Here is a 20,106-nt window from a genome sequence, read left to right as displayed (position 1 = left end):
AAATGGCGCAGGGTGATACGGGGATACGAACTGCGACCAAACGCCAACGGGGGCGCATGGCCTATCACGCCGGGATCGCCGCCGAAAACCGCATCGCGCAGGACTATGAAAGGCGTGGTTTTGCCATCGCCCGCCGCCGTTGGCGGGGCCGCGCTGGTGAAATTGATTTGATCCTGCGCGATGGGGCTGCCTTGATCTTTGTCGAGGTGAAACAAAGCGGTAGTTTCGCGCGGGCCGCCGAAAGCCTTTCTGCCCGACAGATGCAGCGCATCTACCGCTCCGCCGAGGAATTTCTTGCCGGCGAACCTGCAGGAAGCCTGACCGAGGTGCGCTTTGACGTGGCGCTTGTCGATGGGCAGGGGGCCACCGAAATCATCGAAAACGCCTTTGGCCACGGCTGACCCATTGCGCATAGGCCCCTGCTGCGCCATCTAAGAAGCGATCCCAGAAGCCTGCACCGTCGGTCCGGGTCGGATCACGACAAAGGTAAGCAGCGGGGGACGCCGATGAAAATCGCCTTTCAAATGGACCCGATCGGGGACGTGAACATCAATGCCGACAGCAGCTTTCGGCTGGCCGAAGAGGCGCAGGCGCGGGGGCATGAGCTGTTCTTCTACACGCCCGACCATCTGGCGTACCAAGAGGGGCGGATCACCGCGCGGGGCTATGACTTTACCGTGCAGCGCGTGCAGGGCGATCATGCCCGGTTCGGAGAAGAGCGCGAGGTCGATCTGGCGGATTTCGACGTGGTCTGGCTGCGCCAAGACCCGCCTTTCGACATGCATTACATCACCTCGACCCACCTGCTGGACCGGCTGAAAGAAACCACCTTGGTGGTCAACGATCCCTTTTGGGTCCGCAATTACCCCGAAAAACTTCTGGTTCTCGACTTCCCCGATCTGACGCCGCCCACCACGATTGCACGCGACCTTTCGACCATCAAAGGCTTCAAGGCGAAGCATGGCGATGTAATCCTGAAACCGCTTTACGGCAACGGCGGTGCCGGAGTGTTCCGGTTGGACGCCAATGACCGCAACCTCACCTCCCTGCATGAATTGTTCACCGGCTTCTCGCGTGAGCCGCTCATCGTTCAGAAATTCCTGCCTGCCGTATCCAAGGGCGACAAGCGCGTCATCCTCGTGGAGGGGGAGCCGGTGGGCGCGATCAACCGCGTCCCGGCGGAGGGTGAGACGCGGTCGAACATGCATGTCGGCGGGCGGCCTGAGAAGGTCGGGCTGACCGAGCGTGATCTCGAGATCTGTGCGGCCATCGGGCCGTTGCTCAAGGAAAAGGGCCAAATCTTTGTCGGGATCGATGTGATCGGTGACTATCTGACCGAGATCAACGTGACCTCTCCCACCGGCATTCAAGAACTGGAACGGTTCGATGGCGAGAATATCGCCGGAAAAATCTGGGAGGCGATTGAGGCCAAGCGCGGGTGAGCCTGCGCCAGCATCTTCTGAACCGCTACCTGCGTCTGACAGAGAAACCTTTGCTGGCGCACGCAAACCCGCAGTTCCTGCGGGCCACGATGGAGGTGCAGGCGCGGCTCTTTTTCAAAGGGCCGCGCGAGGTGCATGCGGAATGGCGTGATCTGCCGGGGGCGGGATCGGCGCTTTGGCTTACGCCGCCGCAGGCCTCCCAAGGGCGTGTGATCCTCTACGTCCATGGCGGCGGGTTCGTGTTTGGCAGCCCGGAGACGCACCGGGCGATGGTCGCGCGCCTATCTCTGCTAACCGGCGCGCGGGCGGTGCTGCCGCGCTATGCGCGCGTGCCGGGAGCGGCCTTTCCGAAACCTGCGCAAGACATCCGCGCGGCGTGGGATGCGCTGTGTCAAATGGGCATCGCCGCGGGGGATATCGTGATTGGCGGCGATAGCGCGGGCGGCGCGCTGGTTTTCGACCTTTTGGCGCAGCTTTGCCGCGAGGGGGCGGCGCTGCCTGCCGGCGCCTTTGGGCTTTCCCCCTTGTTGGACCTGACGTTTTCCGGCCCAAGTTTCACTCAGAATGCCGAAAGCGACGTGTTGTTGCCCGCCGCCCGCGCGACGGAAATGGCGCGGCTCTATCTTCGGGGCAGGATGCGGAGAGCCCTCGGGCGAGTCCCATTCTCGCGGATTTCAACGGCGCACCGCCCGTCTGGCTCACCGTAAGTGACAGCGAAATCCTGCGCGATGACAGCCGCCGATTGGCGGCCCGTCTGCGCGAAGCGGGCGTGTCGGCCAGTTTGCAGGAGCTCCATGACCTGCCGCATGTCTGGCCGCTGTTTCAGAACCACTTGCCCGAGGCGCGGCAGAGCCTTGCGGCCCTCGCCGATTGGATCAATGCCCTGCCGCCGGATCGGGCAGGCGAAAGCTGATCGCCTCGGCCATATGGGGGCGGCGGACCTCGGGTTCCCCCGCAAGATCGGCGATGGTGCGCGCGACACGCATGACCCGGTGATACCCGCGCGCCGACAGGGAAAACCGTTCTGCTGCGCGCAGGAGCAGCGCGCGCGCTTCGGCATCTGGGCTGACGACGGTTTCAAGCAAGTCACCCGCCGCATCGGCATTGGCCGAAATCCCGTCATGCGGCGCGTAGCGCGTGGATTGAAGCGCCCGCGCGGCGGCGACCCTTGCCGCGACCTCGGCCGAGGTCTCGCCATTGGCGGGCAGGTTGAGATCGCTGTAGCTGACGGGCGGCACGTCGACGCGCAGGTCGAACCGGTCCATCAGTGGGCCGGAGATACGCCCGAGATAGTCTTCCCCGCAGGCCGGGACACGGGCGCAGGCGCGGGCCGGGTCGGGCAGGTAGCCGCATTTGCAGGGGTTCGCCGCCGCGACGAGCATGAAGCGGCAAGGGTATTTCACATGGGCATTGGCCCGCGCGATCATGACCTCGCCAGTCTCGATCGGTTGGCGCAGGGTTTCGAGGACCGTGCGGTTGAACTCGGGGAATTCGTCCATGAACAGCACACCGTTATGGGCCAGAGATGCCTCCCCCGGTCGCGCTTGCCGACCGCCGCCGATGATCGCGGCCATAGAGGCCGTGTGATGCGGCTCGCGAAAGGGGCGGCTGCGGGAAATGCCGCCCTCATCCAGCAGCCCGGCGAGGGAGTGTATCATCGAGGTCTCCAGCGCTTCACCTGCCGTCAGCGGCGGTAGGATGCCGGGCAGTCGCGCGGCCAGCATGGATTTGCCCGACCCCGGCGTGCCGACCAGCATCAGGTGATGCCGCCCGGCCGCGGCGATCTCCAACGCGCGTTTGGCGCGTTCTTGGCCCTTAACCTCGCGCAGGTCGCGGCCCGCCAATGCGAGGGGCACCTCGCCCGGCTCGGCGGGGGCGATCGGTACTTGCCCAGTGTAGTGGCGCACCACGTCGCCCAGATTGGCGGCGGCGATGACCTGTGTCTTGCCCACCCATGCGGCCTCCGCCCCCGACCCCGCGGGGCAGAGCAGGCTGCGGTCCTCGGCGGCGGCGGCCATGGCGGCGGGCAGGGCGCCGACCACGGGCATCAGCGTCCCGTCGAGCGAAAGCTCTCCCAAGGCCACCACATTCTGGGTGATGTCATCCGGCAGGATATCGAGGGCCGAGAGCAGCGCCAGCGCGATGGGCAGGTCGAAATGGCTGCCTTCCTTAGGCAGGTCGGCGGGGAGAGGTTGACGGTGATGCGTTTGGACGGCAGCGCGATGGCCAAGGCGCTGAGCGCCGTGCGCACCCGGTCGCGAGCTTCCGACACGGCCTTGTTCGCTAGCCCCACGATGGAAAAGCCCGGCAGCCCGGCGGTGACCGCGCATTGCACCTCGACGATACGCGCATCGACGCCTTGAAATGCGACCGTATAGGCCCGCGACACCATTGCCCCTGCTCCGTCTTGCTATGGTTAATCGGTAGGCAAGACGGGTTTAGGAATGGTTAACGGCACTGTGGGTCAGGGCGTATGATTGATCCCTTCGACCCGCCATTGGCCGTTGTCGTGGGACAGATGCGTGACCGAGAGGTTGTCGATCTTATGGGCCATCGCCTCCAGCGGGCCGCCGCCTTGGGCCTGCTGCACCTGCGTGAGGATGACGCCGAAATGGGCCACGGCGATCACATGGGCATTGGGGTGGGCCGCGTTGATCCGTGCCACCACCCGGTCGACGCGCGCCTTGGTCTGGTTCCAGCTTTCACCCTCGGGGGCCATGACATCGCCGGGGTCTCCCAATAGGCGCGGCTGAGGTCCGGGTCACGCGCGGCGACTTCGGAGAAATGCAGCCCGTCCCAAGCGCCGAAATGCAACTCTCGCAGCTCATGCTCATGGGGCAGGCGGCGGCGGGAGGGCTGGGCCAGCGCATCCGCCGTATGCACAGCGCGGATCAGGTCCGAGGAGACGAGCAGCGACTCATTCGGCAGATGCAGGTTCAACCGCGCCAGTCGGGGCGCATCGGAAAGGTCCGCCGGGACATCGCGCCAGCCGACGAAGTTCTTCTCATGGGTCGGGCCGTGGCGCACCCAGTGCCAAATGGTCATGGCATCTCCCCTTTCAACAGTTGCGGCAGGCCGACGACGACCTGCACAACCGTTTCTGCCTCGGCGGCCAAGGCGGTGTTGAGCCGCCCCTGCGCCTCGCGGAATTGGCGCGCCATGGCGTTGTCGGGCACGATCCCTTGGCCGACCTCGTTCGAGACCACGACCCAATGTGCCGCACAGCCCCGCAGGGCCTGCAAAAGCTGCGCCTGCGCGGCCTCCAGATCGCTGCCTTCCATCAGGTGATTGCTCAGCCACATGGTCGCGCAATCGATCAGCACGATTTCGCCGGCGGGCAGTTTCGCCAGCGGTTCGGTCAGATCGAGCGGGCATTCGACGGTGCGCCACCCCGCATCGCGCCTTGCTTGATGCTTGTTCACGCGTTCTTGAACTTCGTCATCCCAGATGCGACCGGTGGCGAGGTAAGTCTTTGACATGCCGCTGGAATTTAGGAGGGCCTCTGCCCATTCCGACTTGCCCGAGGCCGCCCCGCCTAGGGCAAAGGTAGTTCTAGGCAACATCTTCTCACCAAATATTTGAACCAAATGGCATGTCTCTGCGTATCTCCACCAAAGGCCCATCACAAGGTGCGCCGCGCATTTCTCAAGGGGGATACCAAATGTCATTGCAGACCGCTCGCGAATTTTCACTCACCCGCACCGCAATGAAGGCCGAATTGCTCGATGCCGAGACGGAGTTGGAATTGGCCTATGCGTGGCGCGATCACCGGGATGAGGCCGCGTTGCACCGTTTGATCACCGCCTACATGCGTCTGGCGATTTCGATGGCGGGCAAGTTCAAGCGCTACGGCGCGCCGATGAACGACCTGATCCAAGAGGCCGGTCTGGGCCTGATGAAAGCCGCCGACAAATTCGACCCCGACCGCGGCGTGCGTTTCTCGACCTATGCGGTCTGGTGGATCAAGGCGAGCATTCAGGACCATGTGATGCGCAATTGGTCGATGGTGCGGACCGGGTCGACCTCCTCTCAGAAATCGCTGTTTTTCAACATGCGCCGCGTGCAAGCCCGGTTGGAGCGCGAGGCCACCGCCATGGGCGAGACGCTGGACAAGCACCAGCTGCGCCAGATGATCTCGACCGAGATTGGCGTGCCGCTGCATGATGTCGAGATGATGGAAGGCCGTCTGTCAGGCTCGGACTATTCGCTGAACGCCACGCAGAGCGCTGAGGATGAGGGCCGCGAGTGGATCGAAGCGCTGGCTGATGAGAGCGCCCAGGCGGCGGAGCGTGTTGAGGAAGAGCATGACACGGCGCAGCTGCGCAACTGGTTGCTGGCGGCAATGCAGGGCCTGTCCGAGCGCGAGCAATTCATCGTGCGCGAACGCAAGCTGCGGGATCCGGCGCGTACCTTGGAAAGCCTTGGCGATGAACTCAGCCTCAGCAAAGAGCGGGTCCGCCAGCTTGAGGCCGCAGCCTTTGGCAAGATGCGCAAATCGCTCGAGATGCAATCGCGTGAGGTCTTTGCCTTTCTGGCCTGACGCCGCATTGCGATGCCCGCCGGGGCTGGCAGATTGCGCCGCCCCGGATTAAGGTCTCCCTAATGCAAACGGGGGGCCTTTATGCTGTCGGGCAAACATATTCTGCTGATCATCGGCGGCGGCATTGCCGCCTATAAATCCCTCGATCTGATCCGGCGTCTGCGCGAGCGTGGGGCCAAGGTGACACCGGTTCTGACCCACGCGGGCGAAGAGTTTGTCACCCCGCTTTCCGTATCCGCCCTGACCGGTGTGAAGGTCTTTCGCGATCTTTTCGACCTCGGTGATGAGGCCGAGATGGGGCATATCCAGTTGAGCCGCGCGGCGGATCTACTTGTAGTTGCCCCCGCCACGGCAGACCTGATGGCCAAGATGGCGCAGGGGGCGGCGAATGATCTGGCATCGACCTTGCTTTTGGCCACCGATACGCCGGTGTTGCTGGCACCTGCGATGAACGTGCGGATGTGGCAGCACCCCGCGACGCAGCGCAACATCGCCACCCTGCGCGGCGATGGCATCGCCATGGTCGGGCCGAATGACGGTGATATGGCCTGCGGCGAATACGGGCCAGGGCGGATGGCCGAACCGCTTGAGATTGTCGCGGCAGTCGAGGCGCGGCTTGGGCAGGGGCCGCTTGCGGGCAAGCGCATCCTCGTCACCTCCGGCCCGACGCATGAGCCCATTGACCCCGTGCGCTATATCGCCAACCGCTCTTCCGGGGCGCAGGGCACAGCCATCGCGCGGGCGCTGGTGGATCTGGGGGCTGAGGTCGTCTTTGTAACCGGCCCCGCCGAAGTCGCCCCGCCCGAGGGCGTTGAGGTCGTGCCGGTGCAAACGGCGCAAGAGATGATGCAGGCGGTAGAGGCCGCGCTGCCCGCCGATGCCGCTGTCTTTGCCGCCGCGGTGGCCGATTGGCATGTGCAGGGGCAGGGGACCGTAAGCTGAAGAAATCTAAAGACGGGCTGCCGAGCCTGTCTTTCGCAGAGAACCCCGACATCTTAAAAACCATCAGCCAGCGCGGCGAAGGCCGCCCCGCGCTCGTCGTAGGCTTCGCCGCCGAGACGAACGACGTGTTGGCCCATGCCACCGCGAAACGCGCGCGCAAGGGCTGTAACTGGATCGTCGCCAACGACGTCTCCCCCGCCACCGGCATCATGGGCGGGCGCGAGAATGCCGTGACACTGATCACCGAGGCCGGGGCCGAGGATTGGCCGCGCATGGGCAAAGATGCCGTGGCCGCCCGTCTGGCCGAACGTATCGCCGCAGCACTTGCCTGAGGGGGCGCTATGACCACGATCAACCTCTGCTGGGCCGAGGGCGCGGACCGCAGCCTGCCACTGCCCGCCTATGAAAGCGCCGGGGCGGCGGGGGCGGATCTGCGGGCCAATCTGCCCGGCGGCGCCGTCGTTCTGGCCCCCGGCGCGCGGGCGCTGATCTCCACCGGGTTGCAGATGGCGATCCCACAGGGGTTCGAGGTGCAGATCCGCCCGCGCTCGGGCCTCGCGCTGAAGCATGGGATCACCCTGATCAACAGCCCCGGCACCATCGACAGCGATTATCGCGGCGTGGTGGGGTGATCATGGGCAATATGGGGCGGAGGCCTTCACCGTCGAACATGGCATGCGCATCGCGCAGATGGTCGTGGCCCCGGTGGTGCAGACGGGCTTCGATCTGGCCGAGCGCCTTGATGAGACCCCGCGCGGCGCGGGCGGGTTCGGCTCGACGGGGGCGCAGTGATGCTGGCTGTTTTGATCATCGCGGCGGCGCTTTGGTTCGGCGGCGGCTTCCTCGGCCTGCCGCGCGGGCTGCGCGCGGGGCTGATTGGCCTGATGTATCTGGCGCTGGTCGCGCTGCATCTGCTGTTTCCGGCCACCCATCCGCTGCGCCTCGCCACCGGCGGCAGCGCCGCGCCTTGGCTGCTCTTGGGCGGTTTCGTCGTGCTGGTGTTGCTCTACCGGCAGGGGCTGGCGACCCTGCGCGCGCGCGCCACGCCGGACGCGCCGACTGAAGCCCCCACCTCGGGCCGTTTCTCGGAGAGTGAGCTGGACCGCTACGCCCGGCACATCGTTTTGCGCGAGGTCGGCGGCCCCGGGCAGAAGGCGCTGAAGAACGCGAAGGTGCTGGTGATCGGCGCGGGCGGCCTCGGCGCGCCGGTGCTGCAGTACCTCGCCGCGGCGGGCGTCGGCACCATCGGGGTGATCGACGATGACGCGGTCGAGAACGCGAACCTGCAACGGCAGGTGATCCACAAGGACGCCGCCATCGGCACGCCCAAGGTCTTCTCCGCGCAGGCCGAGATGCTGGCGCAGAACCCCCATGTCACCGTGCGCCCCTACCACCGCCGCCTGACCGACGAGATCGCCGAGGATCTGGTGGCCGACTATGACCTCGTGCTCGACGGGACCGACAATTTCGATACCCGCTACCGGGTGAACGCGGCCTGCGTCGCGACGGCCACGCCGCTCATCTCGGGGGCGCTCAGCCAATGGGAGGGGCAGCTCAGCGTCTTCGACCCCGCCCGCGGCGCGCCCTGTTATCGCTGCATTTTCCCCGAAGCGCCGGCGGCGGGGCTTGCGCCCTCCTGCGCCGAGGCCGGGGTGATCGGGCCGCTGCCCGGCGTGATCGGCACGATGATGGCGCTGGAGGCGGTAAAGCTCATCACCGGGGCGGGCAGCGTGCTGCGCGGCGAGATGATGATCTACGACGGGCTTTATGGCGAGACCCGCAAGATCGGGCTGAAACGGCGGAAGGGCTGCGAAACCTGCGGCGGGTGATTGCAAGTCACCCCTGCGCGCCCCATCTTGGGCGCAAAGGAGACCTGCATGACAAACCCGCTTCTGACCGAATGGAAGACCCCCTTCGGCATCGCCCCCTTTGACCGCATTTCCGACGATGATTTCGCCCCCGCTTTGGAGGAGGCGCTCACCGCCCACCGGGCCGAGATCGACGCTATTGCCGAGAACCCCGAAGCCCCCAGCTTCGCCAATACCATCGAAGCGCTGGAAGCCTCGGGCGAGGCGCTCGACAAGGTTCTAAGCGTCTTCTTTACCGTCGCAGGCGCAGACAGCAACCCGGCGCGGGAGGCACTGCAGCGCGACTTCTCCCCCAAGCTCGCCGCGCATCAATCGGCGATCTCGGGCAACACGAAGCTCTTCGCCCGCATCAACGCCGTTTGGGAGGCGCGCGACAGGCTCGACCTCAGCGAGGAACAGGCCCGCGTGCTGATGCTGACGCACCGTGGCTTCGTCCGCTCAGGCGCCGCGCTGACGGGGTCGGAGGCCGAGCGCATGAAGGAGATCAAGGCGCGGCTGGCGGTGCTGGGCACGCAGTTCACCCAGAACCTGCTGGCGGACGAGCGCGACTGGTTCATGCCGCTCTCCGAGGACGATCTGACCGGCCTGCCGGATTTCGTGATCGATGCCGCCCGGGCTGCGGGCGAAGAAAAGGGCGCGCAAGGCCCGGTGGTCACGCTGTCGCGCTCGCTCATTACGCCCTTCCTGCAATTTTCGGACCGCCGCGACCTGCGCGAGAAGGCATTCCGCGCGTGGGAAGCGCGGGGCGCGAACGGCGGAGAGACAGACAACCGCGAGATCGCGGCCGAGACGCTGGCCCTGCGCAAGGAGCGCGCGGCGCTTCTGGGCTACGACAACTTCGCCGACTACAAGCTCGAAACCGAGATGGCCAAGACGCCCGCGGCGGTGCGCGACCTGCTGATGTCGGTCTGGAAACCGGCCAAGGCGCAGGCCGACGCCGATGCCGAGGTGCTGACCGCGCTGATGCGCGAGGACGGTGTGAACGGTGCGCTGGAGCCGTGGGACTGGCGCTACTACGCCGAGAAGCGGCGCGCGGCTGAGCATGACCTCGATGAGGCCGCGCTGAAGCCCTATTTCCAGCTTAACCGGATGATCGACGCGGCCTTCGACTGCGCCAACCGGCTGTTTGGGCTGGAGTTCGCAGCCCTCGACGTGCCGCTCTACCATCCCGATTGCCGGGCGTGGGAAGTGACGCGGGACGGCCAGCATGTGGCGGTCTTTATCGGTGATTATTTCGCGCGCGGCTCGAAACGGTCGGGCGCGTGGTGCTCGGCCATGCGCGCGCAGGCGAAGTTCCCGCGCGAACAGGCCCCCGTGGTGATCAACGTCTGCAATTTCGCCAAGGGCGATCCGGCGCTGCTGTCCTACGACGACGCCCGCACGTTGTTCCACGAGTTCGGCCATGCGCTGCACCAGATGCTCTCGGACGTGACCTATGAAAGCGTCAGCGGCACCTCGGTGGCGCGCGACTTCGTGGAATTGCCGAGCCAGCTTTACGAGCACTGGCTGGACCAGCCCGAGGTGCTGCAGAAATTCGCCACCCATGCCCGCACGGGCGAGGCGATGCCGCGCGAGATGCTCGACAAGGTTTTGGCCGCCGCGACCTTCGACATGGGCTTTCAGACGGTGGAATACATCGCCTCCGCCCTTGTCGATCTGGAGTTCCACGACGGCGAGCCGCCTGCCGATCCGATGGCGAAACAGGCCGAGGTGCTCAGCAGCATCGGCATGCCGCAGGCGATCCGGATGCGCCATGCCACCCCGCAGTTCGCGCATGTCTTTTCGGGCGATGGCTATTCCAGCGCCTATTACAGCTACATGTGGTCCGAGGTGATGGACGCCGACGCCTTCGCCGCCTTTGAGGAAGCGGACGGGGCTTTTGATGCGGAACGTGCCGAGGCGTTGGAAGAACACATCCTTTCGACCGGCGGCAGCCGCGATCCGGCAGAGCTTTACACCGCCTTCCGGGGTCGTCTGCCGGGGGTCGAAGCGCTGCTCAAGGGGCGCAGGCTGGCGGCCTGAATGCCGACGTGGCCGGGGGTCAATACCCCCGGTCGCGGTCTACCAGATGTATCAGGGGCTCCCCGGCCTCACTGCGGCGAATGTTCTCGGCGATGACCTCCGAGGCCGTGTCGTTGCGCGTGGCCGCCGCGATATGCGGGGTCACGGTCACCTTCGGATGCGCCCAATAGGGGTGATCCTCGGGTAGGGGCTCGACCCGGAAGACATCCAGCGTTGCATGGGTGATCTGCCCGCTGTCGAGCGCCGCCAAGAGCGCATCGTCGTCGATCAGCGGCCCGCGACCGGGGTTGATGATGAAGGCGCCCTCGGGCATCTGCGCCAGCGTCTCGGCATTCAGCACATTCTGCGTGGCGGGTGTGTCGGGCATCAGGAGCACGGCGATCTCGGCGCGCTTTAGCGTTTCCGTCAGACCTTCGTCGCCATGCAGGCAACGTACCCCCTCGATCTGCTTTTCGCTGCGTGACCAGCCGGTCACGTCAAAGCCCAGTCCCACCAGCGCCTCGGCCACCGCTTGGCCGAGCGCGCCGATGCCCAGCACCGCCACGCTGCGCTCACGCGCCAGCGGCGGGGTGCGCGGCTCCCATTTGGCATCCTTGCGCAGGATGTCGGTATCCATCCCCAGATGATGGCGCAGCACGTGGCCGGTACACCATTCCACCATGCCGTGGGTCAGGCCGAAGTCGACCATCCGCGCCAGCGGGATCTTCAAAGTCTCGTTGCCGGTGATCGCCTCCACCCCAGCCCAGAGGTTTAGCACCGCCTTGGCGCGGGTATAGGGGGTGAAGTCCTGCAAGTCGCTGTTGGGGGCGTAGACGATATAGTCGACCTCTTCGGGGGGCAGATCGGTGGCCAGCGTGAATTCCTGCCCCGGCAGTGCTTTGCGCAGCGCTTCGTTCAAAGGCTGTTCGTAGCCGTCCCAGCGTTCGGCTTTGGCGGCGAAGAGAATGTTGATCGTCATGAATTACCTCGGTCTATGAACATGCGCCGATTGCACCAAGCCGAAGGCCAGCAGCAGCACCAGCATGGCCGAGCCGCCATAGCTCACCATCGGCAGGGGCACGCCGACCACGGGGGCCAGCCCCATGACCATCGACATGTTAACGGCGAAAAAGAGAAAGAAGTTAAGTGCGATGCCAAGGGTCAGCAGGCTTGAGAAGCGGTCCTTGTTCTTCACCGCCGAGGCCACGCAGAACAGGATGATCAGCGCGTAAAGCCCCAGAAGGGAGACGCCGCCGACGAAGCCGAACTCTTCGGCCAATGTGGTGAAGATGAAGTCGGTGTGTTTCTCGGGCAGGAAGTTCAGCCGCGATTGGGTGCCCTGCATATAGCCGCGCCCCGACCAGCCGCCCGAGCCAAGCGCGATCTTGGATTGGGTGATGTGATAGCCCGCGCCAAGCGGGTCTTGGCTGGGGTCGAGAAAGGTGTCGATGCGGCGGTATTGGTAATCTTTCAGCAATTGCCACGGTGTCCCGCGCGACTGGAAGACGGCGGTGACCAGCCCGATGGCGGCGGTGATGACGGCGGCGAAATAGGCCCAGTGCACCCCCGCGAGGAACATCAGCCCGCCCCCGGCGGTCAAGAGCAGGATCGAGGTGCCAAGGTCGGGCTGTTTCAGCACCAGCGCGGTGGGGATCACGATGATCAGAATGGGCACCAGCACCCAGAAGGGGCGGGACACCTTCTTGACCGGCAGCCAGTCGTAATAGGCGGCCAGAAACAGGACCAGCGTGATTTTCATCAGTTCCGACGGTTGTAGCCGCATGAAGCCGATGTCGATCCACCGCTGCGCACCCATGCCGACAGAGCCGAAGAGTTCGACCGCGACCAGCAGCACCAAGGTCGCCCCATAGGCCACGCCCGACAGGTTGCGCCAAAGCCAGATCGGCACCATCGCCACGGTGAACATGATTGCCATGCCCATGGCGAAACGTTTCATCTGCGGTTCGGCCCAGGGGAGAATGACCCGCCCGCGACCGAATAGAGCATGAGAAAGCCGACGCCCGCGACACTGGTCAGCAGGATCGCCAGCGGCCAGTTCATAAAGAGGATCTTGCGCAGCCCTGTGGGGACGGATTTGACCGTATGCTCAAGATAGCTCATGCCTGATCCTCCCCCTCCAGATTGGCGGTGGTCTCGGGCGTGGTGTTGCGCAGCTCCTCTTGCTGGGTGGCGATGCGGCCCCGGTCGGACTTGGGGTAGGCTTCGAGTGGCGGCTCACCGCCCGCCATGGCCTGCAACATCACGTCGCGCGCAATCGGGGCCGCCGCAGTCGAGCCGCCGCCGCCGTGTTCTACCAGCACACAGGCTGCGTATTTCGGTTTGTCATAGGGTGCAAAGCAGACAAAGAGCGCGTGGTCGCGGCGTTCCCACGGCAGGTCGGCGTTGCTGGTCACGCCGCGGGCGCGTTCGGCGGCGGTGATGTTGCGCACCTGACTGGTGCCGGTCTTGCCCGCCATGCGCATCGTGTCGTCGATGATGCGGCTGCGGTAGCCGGTGCCGCGGCGGTCGTTCACCACATCGTACATCGCCTTGCGCAATTGGCGCAGGTTGTTTTCGTTCAGCCCCATCGGTTCGCCCGCGCCGCTGGGTTGCTCCACCCCGTCGATGGATTTGATCAGCCGCGGCGTCACCGCGCGGCCCGTGGCGATCCGCGCGCTCATCACCGCCAATTGCAGCGGGGAGGAGAGGGTGAAACCCTGCCCGATAGAGGCGTTGACCGTGTCACCCACGACCCAATCCTCACCCCGGGCCGAGCGTTTCCACTGTTTCGTGGGCGCCAGCCCGCCCGCGACCGAGGACAGCGCCAGATCATGTTTGATCCCAAGGCCAAAGCGGTTCGCCATGGCGGTGATCTTTTCGATCCCGACCTTTACCGCGAGATCGTAGTAATAGACGTCGCAGGATTGTTTCAGCGAATGTTGCAGATCGACCCAGCCGTGGCCCGCGCGTTTCCAGCAGTGGAACCGCCGCCCCGCGACTTCCAGATGGCCGGGGCAATAGACCGTCTCATCGGGGGTGACGATGCCCTCTTCGATGGCGGCAAGCGCCACAATCATCTTGAAGGTCGAGCCGGGCGGGTAGGTGCCCTGTATGGGTTTGTTCACCAAGGGGCGGTATTTCGAGTTCAGCAGCGGGTTGTAATCCGCCGATGAGATGCCGCCGATAAAGAGGTTCGGGTCGTAGCTGGGCGAGGATGCAAGCGCGGCCAGATCGCCATTCTCGCAATCGATGATGACCACAGCGGCGCTTTCCTCGCCCAGACGGGCCTGCACATAGCGTTGCAGATTGGCGTCCACGGTCAGTTGCAGATCGGCCCCGGCCTGCCCCTCGCGCCGCTCCAGCTCGCGCATCACGCGGCCCGTGGCGTTGACCTCCACATGTTTGGTGCCCGCCGCGCCGCGCAGCAGGTTTTCGGCCCGGGCTTCGACGTTGATCTTGCCGATTTGAAACCGCGGGATGCGCAACACCTGGTCGGGGTTCTCCAGCGCGTCGAGGTCGGCTTGGCTCACCCTGCCTACGCGGCCCACCACATGGGCGAAATCCGCGCCGCGCGGGTAGACGCGGGTCAGGCCCACTTCGGGCGTGACGCCGGGCAGGGCGGGGGCGTTGACGCTGACTTTGCTCACGACTTCCCAACTCACGTCATCAACGATGGTGACGGGCAGGAAGGGGGCAGAGCGCGACATTTCGGTCATGGCGCGTTCGCGGGTCTCCTCGTCGATCTCGATGACTTGGGCGAGCCGCTCCATCACCGCTTCCACGTCGCCCGCATCTTCGCGGACCATGACGATCCGGTAGGAGGGCACGTTATCGGCAAGCTGTATGCCGTTGCGGTCAAAAATCTCACCCCGGGCGGGGGGATCAGGCGGATGTTGATGCGGTTCTCTTCGGCCAGCAGGCGGAACTGGTCGGCCTGATCGACCTGTAGATAGCGCATGCGCGCGGCCAGCCCGCCCATGAACAGCAGCTGCGCCCCGCCCAAAAGGGCGGCGCGACGCGTCAGGCGCGTGTGGGTTGCATCATTGTCGGCGCGGCTCCGTCTCATCTCATCGCTCTCCGATCATACCCGTTTGCCAAGCGCATCCAGGTCGCCCGGCGCGGTCTTGCGCACGCCCATGATACCATGGGTCACCGCCACGATCAGCGGATAAGCGAGCGTCGTCAGTGCCAATTCCGTGAGGTTCAGCGTCAGCGAAGGCGTGGGCACCAGCGCAAGGCTCAGGAGAATTCGGTTGGCAAAGATCACCATGGTCAAGATCACCGCCACGGTCAGCCATTCGGCGGCAAAGCTCGCATCCCGCAGATGCCGCCCCGCGATTTGAGGTTCTCGACCCCGATCAGGGCCAGCACCGCCCAAAGGCCGGGCGGGCGTTGCAGCAACAGGTCCGCCAGCAGAAAGACCAGCGCCAGAAAAAGCGAGGGCACGTATTCGGGCCGTCGAAGCCCCAAGCGCAGGCAAAGCCCAGCAGCAGGTCCGGCCCGGCCCAAGCGCGCGGGGTCGTCTCAAGCGGGAGGAGGTGGAAGAACAGGATCACCAGCGCCAGCGCGACAAAGCTCAGGCGCATGACCCAAAGGCGGCTGCGCGACAGATCGGTCATGGCTGCACTCCGACCGGCGCCGCCGGATCGGCCAAGGGGCCGTCGGAGGTGATGACATGGGCGGTGTCTGGCACGGTTTCATTGCCGTGGTGGCGCAGCACGCGCAGGAACTCGAGCCGCTCGTAGTCTGCCGCCAGCCGCACGCGCAGCCGCCCGCCCGGATCGGCAGCGACCTGACCGATCAGGATGCCCGCGGGGAACACGCCGCCATCGCCCGAGCTGATCACCCGGTCGCCGGGGCGCACCAGCTCGCGGTTCTCGATGAAGTCCAAGGGCGGCGCGGCGCTGTTGTCGCCCGCCACGATGGCGCGTTGGCCCGAAGGCTGGATCGTCGCCGGAATGCGGCTGGAGGCATCGGTCAGCAGGATCACCCGCGCGGTGTTCTTGCCCACGCCTGCGATGCGGCCCACAAGGCCGATACCGTCCATCGTGGCCCAGCCTTCGACCAGCCCGTCGCGCGCACCGACGTTCAGAAGCACCGACTGGCGATAGGGCGAGCCGCTGTCGGCCAGCACCGTGCCGGTGATGAAGGTCAGCCGCGGGTCGAGCCGCACGTTGTTGAGGTCCAGCAAGCGCGCGTTCTCTTGCTCTAACTGGAGGGCCGCTTCTTTCCACGCCTGCATCTGCCGCAGTTCCGAGCGCAGCTCGCGGTTCTGCTCGCTCAGGCGCTGGTAGCTTTGGAAGTCGCGCAGCAGGTTGATGGTGCCGGTGACCGGGGCCATGGCCCAGTCGAGATTAGGCACGAAGCGGTCGGTGACCTGCGCGCGAAAGCGTTCAACGCGGGGGCTGTCGATGCGCCAAAGCAGGAAGATGCCGGTCAGCGCCAATACCAACACGACCAGCAGCAGCCGCCGCAGCGGGCCGGTGAAATCGCTGGAACTGGAACGGTCCTTGGCCATCTGTGCCGAAACTCCCACCCGGTCAGGCGGGGCGTCTTCGCCGCGTGCCGGGTCTGGCTAACTTGCCAGTGTTAACTGTCGTAGTCGATCGCGTGGCGCAGCTGTTTCTCGTATTCCAGCGCCTTGCCGGTGCCGAGGGCCACGCAGTTGAGCGGCTCATCCGCGACCGAGATCGCAAGGCCGGTCTGTTCGCGCAGCGCCAGATCGAGATCACCCAGCAGCGCGCCGCCGCCGGTCAGCATGACGCCCCGGTCGACGATGTCGGCGGCAAGGTCGGGCGGCGTGGTTTCCAGCGCGGTCATCACCGCCTCGCAGATCTGCTGCACCGGCTCGGCCAGCGCCTCGGCGATCTGGGCTTGGGTGACTTCGATCTCTTTCGGGACACCGTTCAACAGGTCGCGGCCGCGGATCTGCATCGAGGTGCCGCGCCCGTCGTCGGGCATCCGCGCCGTGCCGATGGAGGTCTTGACCCGTTCGGCCGTCGTCTCCCCGATCAGGAGGTTCTGCTGGCGGCGCAGGTAGCTGATGATGCCCTCGTCCATCCGGTCACCGCCGACACGGACCGAGCGGGCATAGACGATGTCGCCTAGCGAGAGCACCGCGACTTCGGTGGTGCCGCCGCCGATGTCGACGACCATGTTGCCGGTGGGGTCTGTGATCGGCATCCCCGCGCCGATGGCCGCGGCGATGGGCTCGGCAATCAGGCCGGCGCGGCGCGCGCCTGCCGACAGCACCGACTGGCGGATCGCGCGTTTCTCAACCGGGGTGGCGCCATGCGGCACGCAGACGATGATCTTGGGCTTCGAGAAGGTCGAACGCTTGTGCACCTTGCGGATGAAGTGCTTGATCATCTCTTCGGCGGTGTCGAAATCCGCGATGACACCTTCGCGCATTGGGCGGATCGCCTCGATGCTGCCCGGGGTTCGGCCCAGCATGAGCTTGGCGTCTTCACCCACGGCGAGCACTTTCTTGACGCCGTCCTTGACGTGATAGGCCACAACCGAAGGTTCGCTCAGCACGATGCCCTTGCCCTTGACGTAAACCAGCGTGTTCGCGGTGCCAAGGTCGATCGCCATATCAGAGGAGAACAGGCCGCGGAATTGATCGAGGATGGACATAAAGTAGCGGAGCCTTGCAACTATTCGGACAGGCCCGCCTGCATGGGTCCACGCGCGGGCTATTGGCTCTTATAGGGCGCACGGGGTCAGGGTGAAAGGGGCAAGACCGCAAAGGTGGCGCGATATTGCCGCCGCGCTATCATAGAGCGGAATATTTAGGGCGCAGCACAGGCGGAGGACGGCGATACCATGCAGAAGATACAGACACTTGGGGTGCATCACATCACCCTCACCGGGGCGGACCGGCAAAGCTCGATCGACTTTTGGGAGGGGGTGTTGGGGATGCCTTTCATCTTTGACCAGCCTAATCTTGATGACCCGGACGAGGGGCATTTGTATTTCGATCCCGGCGATGGTCGGCTGATCACGATCTTTACGAATGAGAACCGCAAGCGGGTGCACAACCGCACGCCGATGGACCCGGGCTGCGTGCATCATCTGGCCTTCGAGGTCGACCGCGCGATGTTCGATCAGGTGCCAGCGCGGTTGGAGGCGCGCGGCATCGGGCATTCCGGCGTGAAGGACCGGGGCTTCATGCATTCGATCTATTTCAAGGATCCGCTGGGGCTGTTGATCGAACTGGCTTGCTACACTTTCATCCCACCGCGCGGGTCGAGCCATGCCGAGGTGATGCTGGAGGCCCACAAACTGCGGGTGGCGGCGGGGGATGATCATATCCAGCGGCAGCATCTCGCGGATGCAGTGGTGAAGATCGTGGAGCGGGGGCAGGCGTCGCTGAGTGACGATCGCGGGGCGAAGAACCCGTATTGAAGTTGCCACCGGGCCCGGAATCAAGCCGCAGGCGCCGGGCATCGCCTGCCCGCCCGGACGGGGAGGCGATTTAGTGAGGCTGGGTATGCCATTTTGAGGGTGCGCCATGGCAGATCAATAAAGTGGTATGAATTAAGGTTTGGTTCGCCACCCCGCGGGCAGGCGATGCCCTACTTCCATACTGTATACGTAAAAAGGCGGGGTTGCCCCCGCCCTATAATTCAACTCACATCTTTATAATTAATCTCGCGCTTGTCCGTGCCGCCCTTCTCGCGCCGCACCAACAGGCGGCCCAGCGCGTGGATATAGGCCCGCACGCTCGCCACCACGGTATCGGTATCCGCCGACTGGCCGGTCACGATGCGGCCCTCTTCCTCCATCCGCACGGAAACCGTCGCCTGCGCGTCGGTGCCTTCGGTCACCGCATGCACCTGATAAAGCTGCAACCGCGCGGAATGCGGCACCAGCGCCTTGATGCAGTTGAACGCCGCATCGACGGGGCCGTCGCCGGTCTGGTTCGTGGTCTGCTCCGCACCGTCGATCTCAAGCACCATATCGGCGGTCTGCGGGCCATCGGTGCCGCAAACGACCTTGAGCGATTTCAGGCGAATGCGGTCTTCCTCGGGGTCCGTCGCGGTGCGCATCAGCGCGATGAGGTCATCCTCGTAGATTTCCTTCTTGCGGTCGGCCAATTCCTTGAACCGCACAAAAACATCCTTGAGCTGGTTGTCGCCCAGTTCAAACCCGAGGTCTTCGAGCTTGGACCGCAACGCGGCGCGGCCCGAGTGCTTGCCCATGACGATGTTGGTCTCGGTCAGACCCACGTCCTCGGGGCGCATGATCTCGAAAGTCTCGGCGTTCTTCAGCATGCCGTCTTGGTGGATGCCGCTCTCATGGGCAAAGGCGTTCTTGCCGACAATGGCCTTGTTGAACTGCACGGCAAAGCCCGAGACGGCGGCGACCCGGCGCGAGATGTTCATGATCTTGCGGCTGTCGATGCGGGTCTCATAGGGCATGATGTCGTTGCGCACTTTCAGCGCCATGACGACCTCTTCGAGCGCCGTGTTGCCCGCGCGTTCGCCCAAGCCATTGATGGTGCATTCGATCTGCCGCGCCCCGGCCTCGACGGCAGCGAGGCTGTTGGCCGTCGCCATGCCGAGGTCGTTGTGACAATGGGTGGCAAAGACGATCTCATCCGCGCCGGGCACGTTTTCCAGAAGCTTCGCGATCAGATCGGCGCTCTCGCGCGGGGCGGTGTAGCCCACGGTGTCGGGGATGTTGATCGTCGTGGCGCCCGCCTTGATGGCGATCTCCACCACCCGGTAGAGGTAGTCGAGCTCGGTCCGCGTGGCATCCATCGGCGACCATTGCACGTTGTCGCAGAGGTTGCGGGCATGGCTCACCGTCTCATGGATGCGATCGGCCATCTCGTCTTGGGTGAGGTTCGGAATGGCGCGGTGCAGGGGCGAGGTGCCAATGAAGGTGTGAATGCGCGGCTGGGCGGCGTGTTTCACCGCTTCCCAGCAACGGTCGATATCGCCCAACTGCGCCCGGGCAAGGCCGCAGATCACGGAATTCTGGCTCTGCCGCGCGATTTCGGAAACCGCTTTGAAATCACCTTCTGAGGCGATGGGAAAACCGGCCTCGATGATGTCGACGCCCATCTCATCCAAGAGCGAGGCGATCTCAAGCTTCTCGGCATGGGTCATCGTCGCCCCGGGGGATTGTTCGCCATCCCGCAAGGTGGTGTCAAAGATCAGCACACGGTCCTGTTTCGTCATATCTGTCATCCTGGGTTCTTTCTTTGCTGGTATCCTTGGCGCGCAACACATCCCTCTGAGCGGGCGCGCCGAAGGGCACGCTCAGAGGCGGATTAGGTGCAGCAAGTTGGCGCGCAGCAGGCCCG

At 64.9% G+C, this 20,106-nt stretch carries 13 protein-coding genes and 7 pseudogenes; 9 read left to right on the top strand and 11 right to left on the bottom strand.

Annotated elements, in window-relative coordinates:
* The first annotated feature begins 2 nt into the window (after positions 1–2).
* The 3 genes and pseudogenes from CUR85_RS05450 to CUR85_RS20520 all read left to right on the top strand — a co-directional run bounded on the left by CUR85_RS05450 (position 3) and on the right by CUR85_RS20520 (position 2,355).
* Positions 3–401: a YraN family protein gene (locus CUR85_RS05450; RefSeq protein WP_067265340.1), complete on the top strand. Its 399-nt coding sequence runs from the start codon at positions 3–5 to the stop codon at positions 399–401.
* A gap of 105 nt (positions 402–506) precedes the next feature.
* A complete protein-coding gene (gene gshB / locus CUR85_RS05445) occupies positions 507–1,442 on the top strand; it encodes a glutathione synthase (protein ID WP_067265317.1) in 936 nt (311 codons plus the stop codon).
* Positions 1,443–1,531: 89 nt separating this feature from the next.
* Positions 1,532–2,355, top strand: a pseudogene (locus CUR85_RS20520) (alpha/beta hydrolase).
* Here CUR85_RS20520 and CUR85_RS05430 read toward each other — a convergent pair.
* The 3 genes and pseudogenes from CUR85_RS05430 to cobU all read right to left on the bottom strand — a co-directional run bounded on the left by CUR85_RS05430 (position 2,318) and on the right by cobU (position 5,005).
* Positions 2,318–3,834, bottom strand: a pseudogene (locus CUR85_RS05430) (YifB family Mg chelatase-like AAA ATPase). The pseudogenes CUR85_RS20520 and CUR85_RS05430 sit on opposite strands and share 38 nt — an antisense overlap.
* A 72-nt stretch (positions 3,835–3,906) precedes the next feature.
* A pseudogene (locus CUR85_RS05425) lies at positions 3,907–4,487 on the bottom strand (histidine phosphatase family protein).
* On the bottom strand, positions 4,484–5,005 hold the full coding sequence (gene cobU / locus CUR85_RS05420) for a bifunctional adenosylcobinamide kinase/adenosylcobinamide-phosphate guanylyltransferase (RefSeq protein WP_067265314.1): 522 nt from the start codon (positions 5,003–5,005) through the stop codon (positions 4,484–4,486). The pseudogene CUR85_RS05425 and the gene cobU overlap by 4 nt, the downstream one beginning before the upstream one ends.
* Before the next feature lie 98 nt (positions 5,006–5,103).
* Here cobU and CUR85_RS05415 point away from each other — a divergent pair, with 98 nt between their 5' ends.
* The 5 genes and pseudogenes from CUR85_RS05415 to CUR85_RS05395 all read left to right on the top strand — a co-directional run bounded on the left by CUR85_RS05415 (position 5,104) and on the right by CUR85_RS05395 (position 10,814).
* Positions 5,104–5,982: an RNA polymerase factor sigma-32 gene (locus CUR85_RS05415; protein ID WP_067265311.1), complete on the top strand. Its 879-nt coding sequence runs from the start codon at positions 5,104–5,106 to the stop codon at positions 5,980–5,982.
* An 81-nt stretch (positions 5,983–6,063) separates the two neighbouring features.
* Positions 6,064–7,256 (top strand): annotated as a pseudogene (gene coaBC, locus CUR85_RS05410) (bifunctional phosphopantothenoylcysteine decarboxylase/phosphopantothenate--cysteine ligase CoaBC).
* A 9-nt stretch (positions 7,257–7,265) separates the two neighbouring features.
* Positions 7,266–7,716, top strand: a pseudogene (dut, locus tag CUR85_RS05405) (dUTP diphosphatase).
* Positions 7,716–8,753, top strand: a complete 1,038-nt coding sequence (locus CUR85_RS05400; RefSeq protein WP_067265304.1) for a HesA/MoeB/ThiF family protein — start codon at positions 7,716–7,718, stop codon at positions 8,751–8,753. The pseudogene dut and the gene CUR85_RS05400 overlap by 1 nt, the downstream one beginning before the upstream one ends.
* 48 nt (positions 8,754–8,801) lie before the next feature.
* Entirely contained in the window at positions 8,802–10,814 is a 2,013-nt protein-coding gene (locus tag CUR85_RS05395) for a M3 family metallopeptidase (RefSeq protein WP_067265302.1), read from the top strand.
* Between the two features lie 19 nt (positions 10,815–10,833).
* Here CUR85_RS05395 and CUR85_RS05390 read toward each other — a convergent pair whose 3' ends face one another.
* From CUR85_RS05390 to CUR85_RS05365, 7 genes and pseudogenes are all read right to left on the bottom strand, one after another.
* The gene (locus CUR85_RS05390; protein ID WP_067265299.1) at positions 10,834–11,772 is read right to left on the bottom strand and encodes a 2-hydroxyacid dehydrogenase; all 939 of its coding nucleotides are present in this window, start codon (positions 11,770–11,772) and stop codon (positions 10,834–10,836) included.
* 3 nt (positions 11,773–11,775) lie between these two features.
* A pseudogene (gene rodA, locus CUR85_RS05385) lies at positions 11,776–12,914 on the bottom strand (rod shape-determining protein RodA).
* Positions 12,911–14,859, bottom strand: a pseudogene (mrdA, locus tag CUR85_RS05380) (penicillin-binding protein 2). The pseudogenes rodA and mrdA overlap by 4 nt, the downstream one beginning before the upstream one ends.
* A gap of 15 nt (positions 14,860–14,874) precedes the next feature.
* Positions 14,875–15,081, bottom strand: a complete 207-nt coding sequence (locus tag CUR85_RS20080; RefSeq protein ID WP_343245410.1) for a hypothetical protein — start codon at positions 15,079–15,081, stop codon at positions 14,875–14,877.
* 70 nt (positions 15,082–15,151) lie between these two features.
* A complete protein-coding gene (locus CUR85_RS20075) occupies positions 15,152–15,412 on the bottom strand; it encodes a hypothetical protein (protein WP_343245409.1) in 261 nt (86 codons plus the stop codon).
* Complete coding sequence (gene mreC / locus CUR85_RS05370) at positions 15,409–16,311, bottom strand: rod shape-determining protein MreC (protein WP_067265288.1); 903 nt, start codon at positions 16,309–16,311, stop codon at positions 15,409–15,411. The genes CUR85_RS20075 and mreC overlap by 4 nt, the downstream gene beginning before the upstream one ends.
* Before the next feature lie 71 nt (positions 16,312–16,382).
* Positions 16,383–17,429: a rod shape-determining protein gene (locus tag CUR85_RS05365; RefSeq protein WP_040700660.1), complete on the bottom strand. Its 1,047-nt coding sequence runs from the start codon at positions 17,427–17,429 to the stop codon at positions 16,383–16,385.
* 189 nt (positions 17,430–17,618) lie between these two features.
* Between CUR85_RS05365 and CUR85_RS05360 the strand changes: the two genes are divergently transcribed.
* Positions 17,619–18,200, top strand: a complete 582-nt coding sequence (locus tag CUR85_RS05360) for a VOC family protein (protein ID WP_067265286.1) — start codon at positions 17,619–17,621, stop codon at positions 18,198–18,200.
* A gap of 221 nt (positions 18,201–18,421) precedes the next feature.
* On the opposite strand, the gene CUR85_RS05355 is transcribed toward CUR85_RS05360, so the two are convergent.
* Entirely contained in the window at positions 18,422–19,990 is a 1,569-nt protein-coding gene (locus CUR85_RS05355) for a 2-isopropylmalate synthase (protein WP_067265283.1), read from the bottom strand.
* Between the last annotated feature and the right edge of the window lie 116 nt (positions 19,991–20,106).

Origin of the sequence: Sulfitobacter faviae, assembly GCF_029870955.1 — a bacterium.
GTDB classification, from domain to species: Bacteria; Pseudomonadota; Alphaproteobacteria; order Rhodobacterales; family Rhodobacteraceae; genus Sulfitobacter; species Sulfitobacter faviae.
The sequence above is the reverse complement of the archived record's forward strand: the minus strand, read 5'-3'. Positions and strand labels throughout refer to the sequence as shown.

What these genes read in the sequence shown, in the direction of transcription:
- CUR85_RS05450 (WP_067265340.1), top strand. Translation starts at nt 3, where the DNA reads ATGGCGCAGGGTGATACGGGGATACGAACTGCGACCAAACGCCAACGG.
- gshB (WP_067265317.1), top strand. Translation starts at nt 507, where the DNA reads ATGAAAATCGCCTTTCAAATGGACCCGATCGGGGACGTGAACATCAAT.
- cobU (WP_067265314.1), bottom strand. Translation starts at nt 5,005, where the DNA reads ATGTTGCCTAGAACTACCTTTGCCCTAGGCGGGGCGGCCTCGGGCAAG.
- CUR85_RS05415 (WP_067265311.1), top strand. Translation starts at nt 5,104, where the DNA reads ATGTCATTGCAGACCGCTCGCGAATTTTCACTCACCCGCACCGCAATG.
- CUR85_RS05400 (WP_067265304.1), top strand. Translation starts at nt 7,716, where the DNA reads ATGCTGGCTGTTTTGATCATCGCGGCGGCGCTTTGGTTCGGCGGCGGC.
- CUR85_RS05395 (WP_067265302.1), top strand. Translation starts at nt 8,802, where the DNA reads ATGACAAACCCGCTTCTGACCGAATGGAAGACCCCCTTCGGCATCGCC.
- CUR85_RS05390 (WP_067265299.1), bottom strand. Translation starts at nt 11,772, where the DNA reads ATGACGATCAACATTCTCTTCGCCGCCAAAGCCGAACGCTGGGACGGC.
- CUR85_RS20075 (WP_343245409.1), bottom strand. Translation starts at nt 15,412, where the DNA reads ATGACCGATCTGTCGCGCAGCCGCCTTTGGGTCATGCGCCTGAGCTTT.
- mreC (WP_067265288.1), bottom strand. Translation starts at nt 16,311, where the DNA reads ATGGCCAAGGACCGTTCCAGTTCCAGCGATTTCACCGGCCCGCTGCGG.
- CUR85_RS05365 (WP_040700660.1), bottom strand. Translation starts at nt 17,429, where the DNA reads ATGTCCATCCTCGATCAATTCCGCGGCCTGTTCTCCTCTGATATGGCG.
- CUR85_RS05360 (WP_067265286.1), top strand. Translation starts at nt 17,619, where the DNA reads ATGCAGAAGATACAGACACTTGGGGTGCATCACATCACCCTCACCGGG.
- CUR85_RS05355 (WP_067265283.1), bottom strand. Translation starts at nt 19,990, where the DNA reads ATGACAGATATGACGAAACAGGACCGTGTGCTGATCTTTGACACCACC.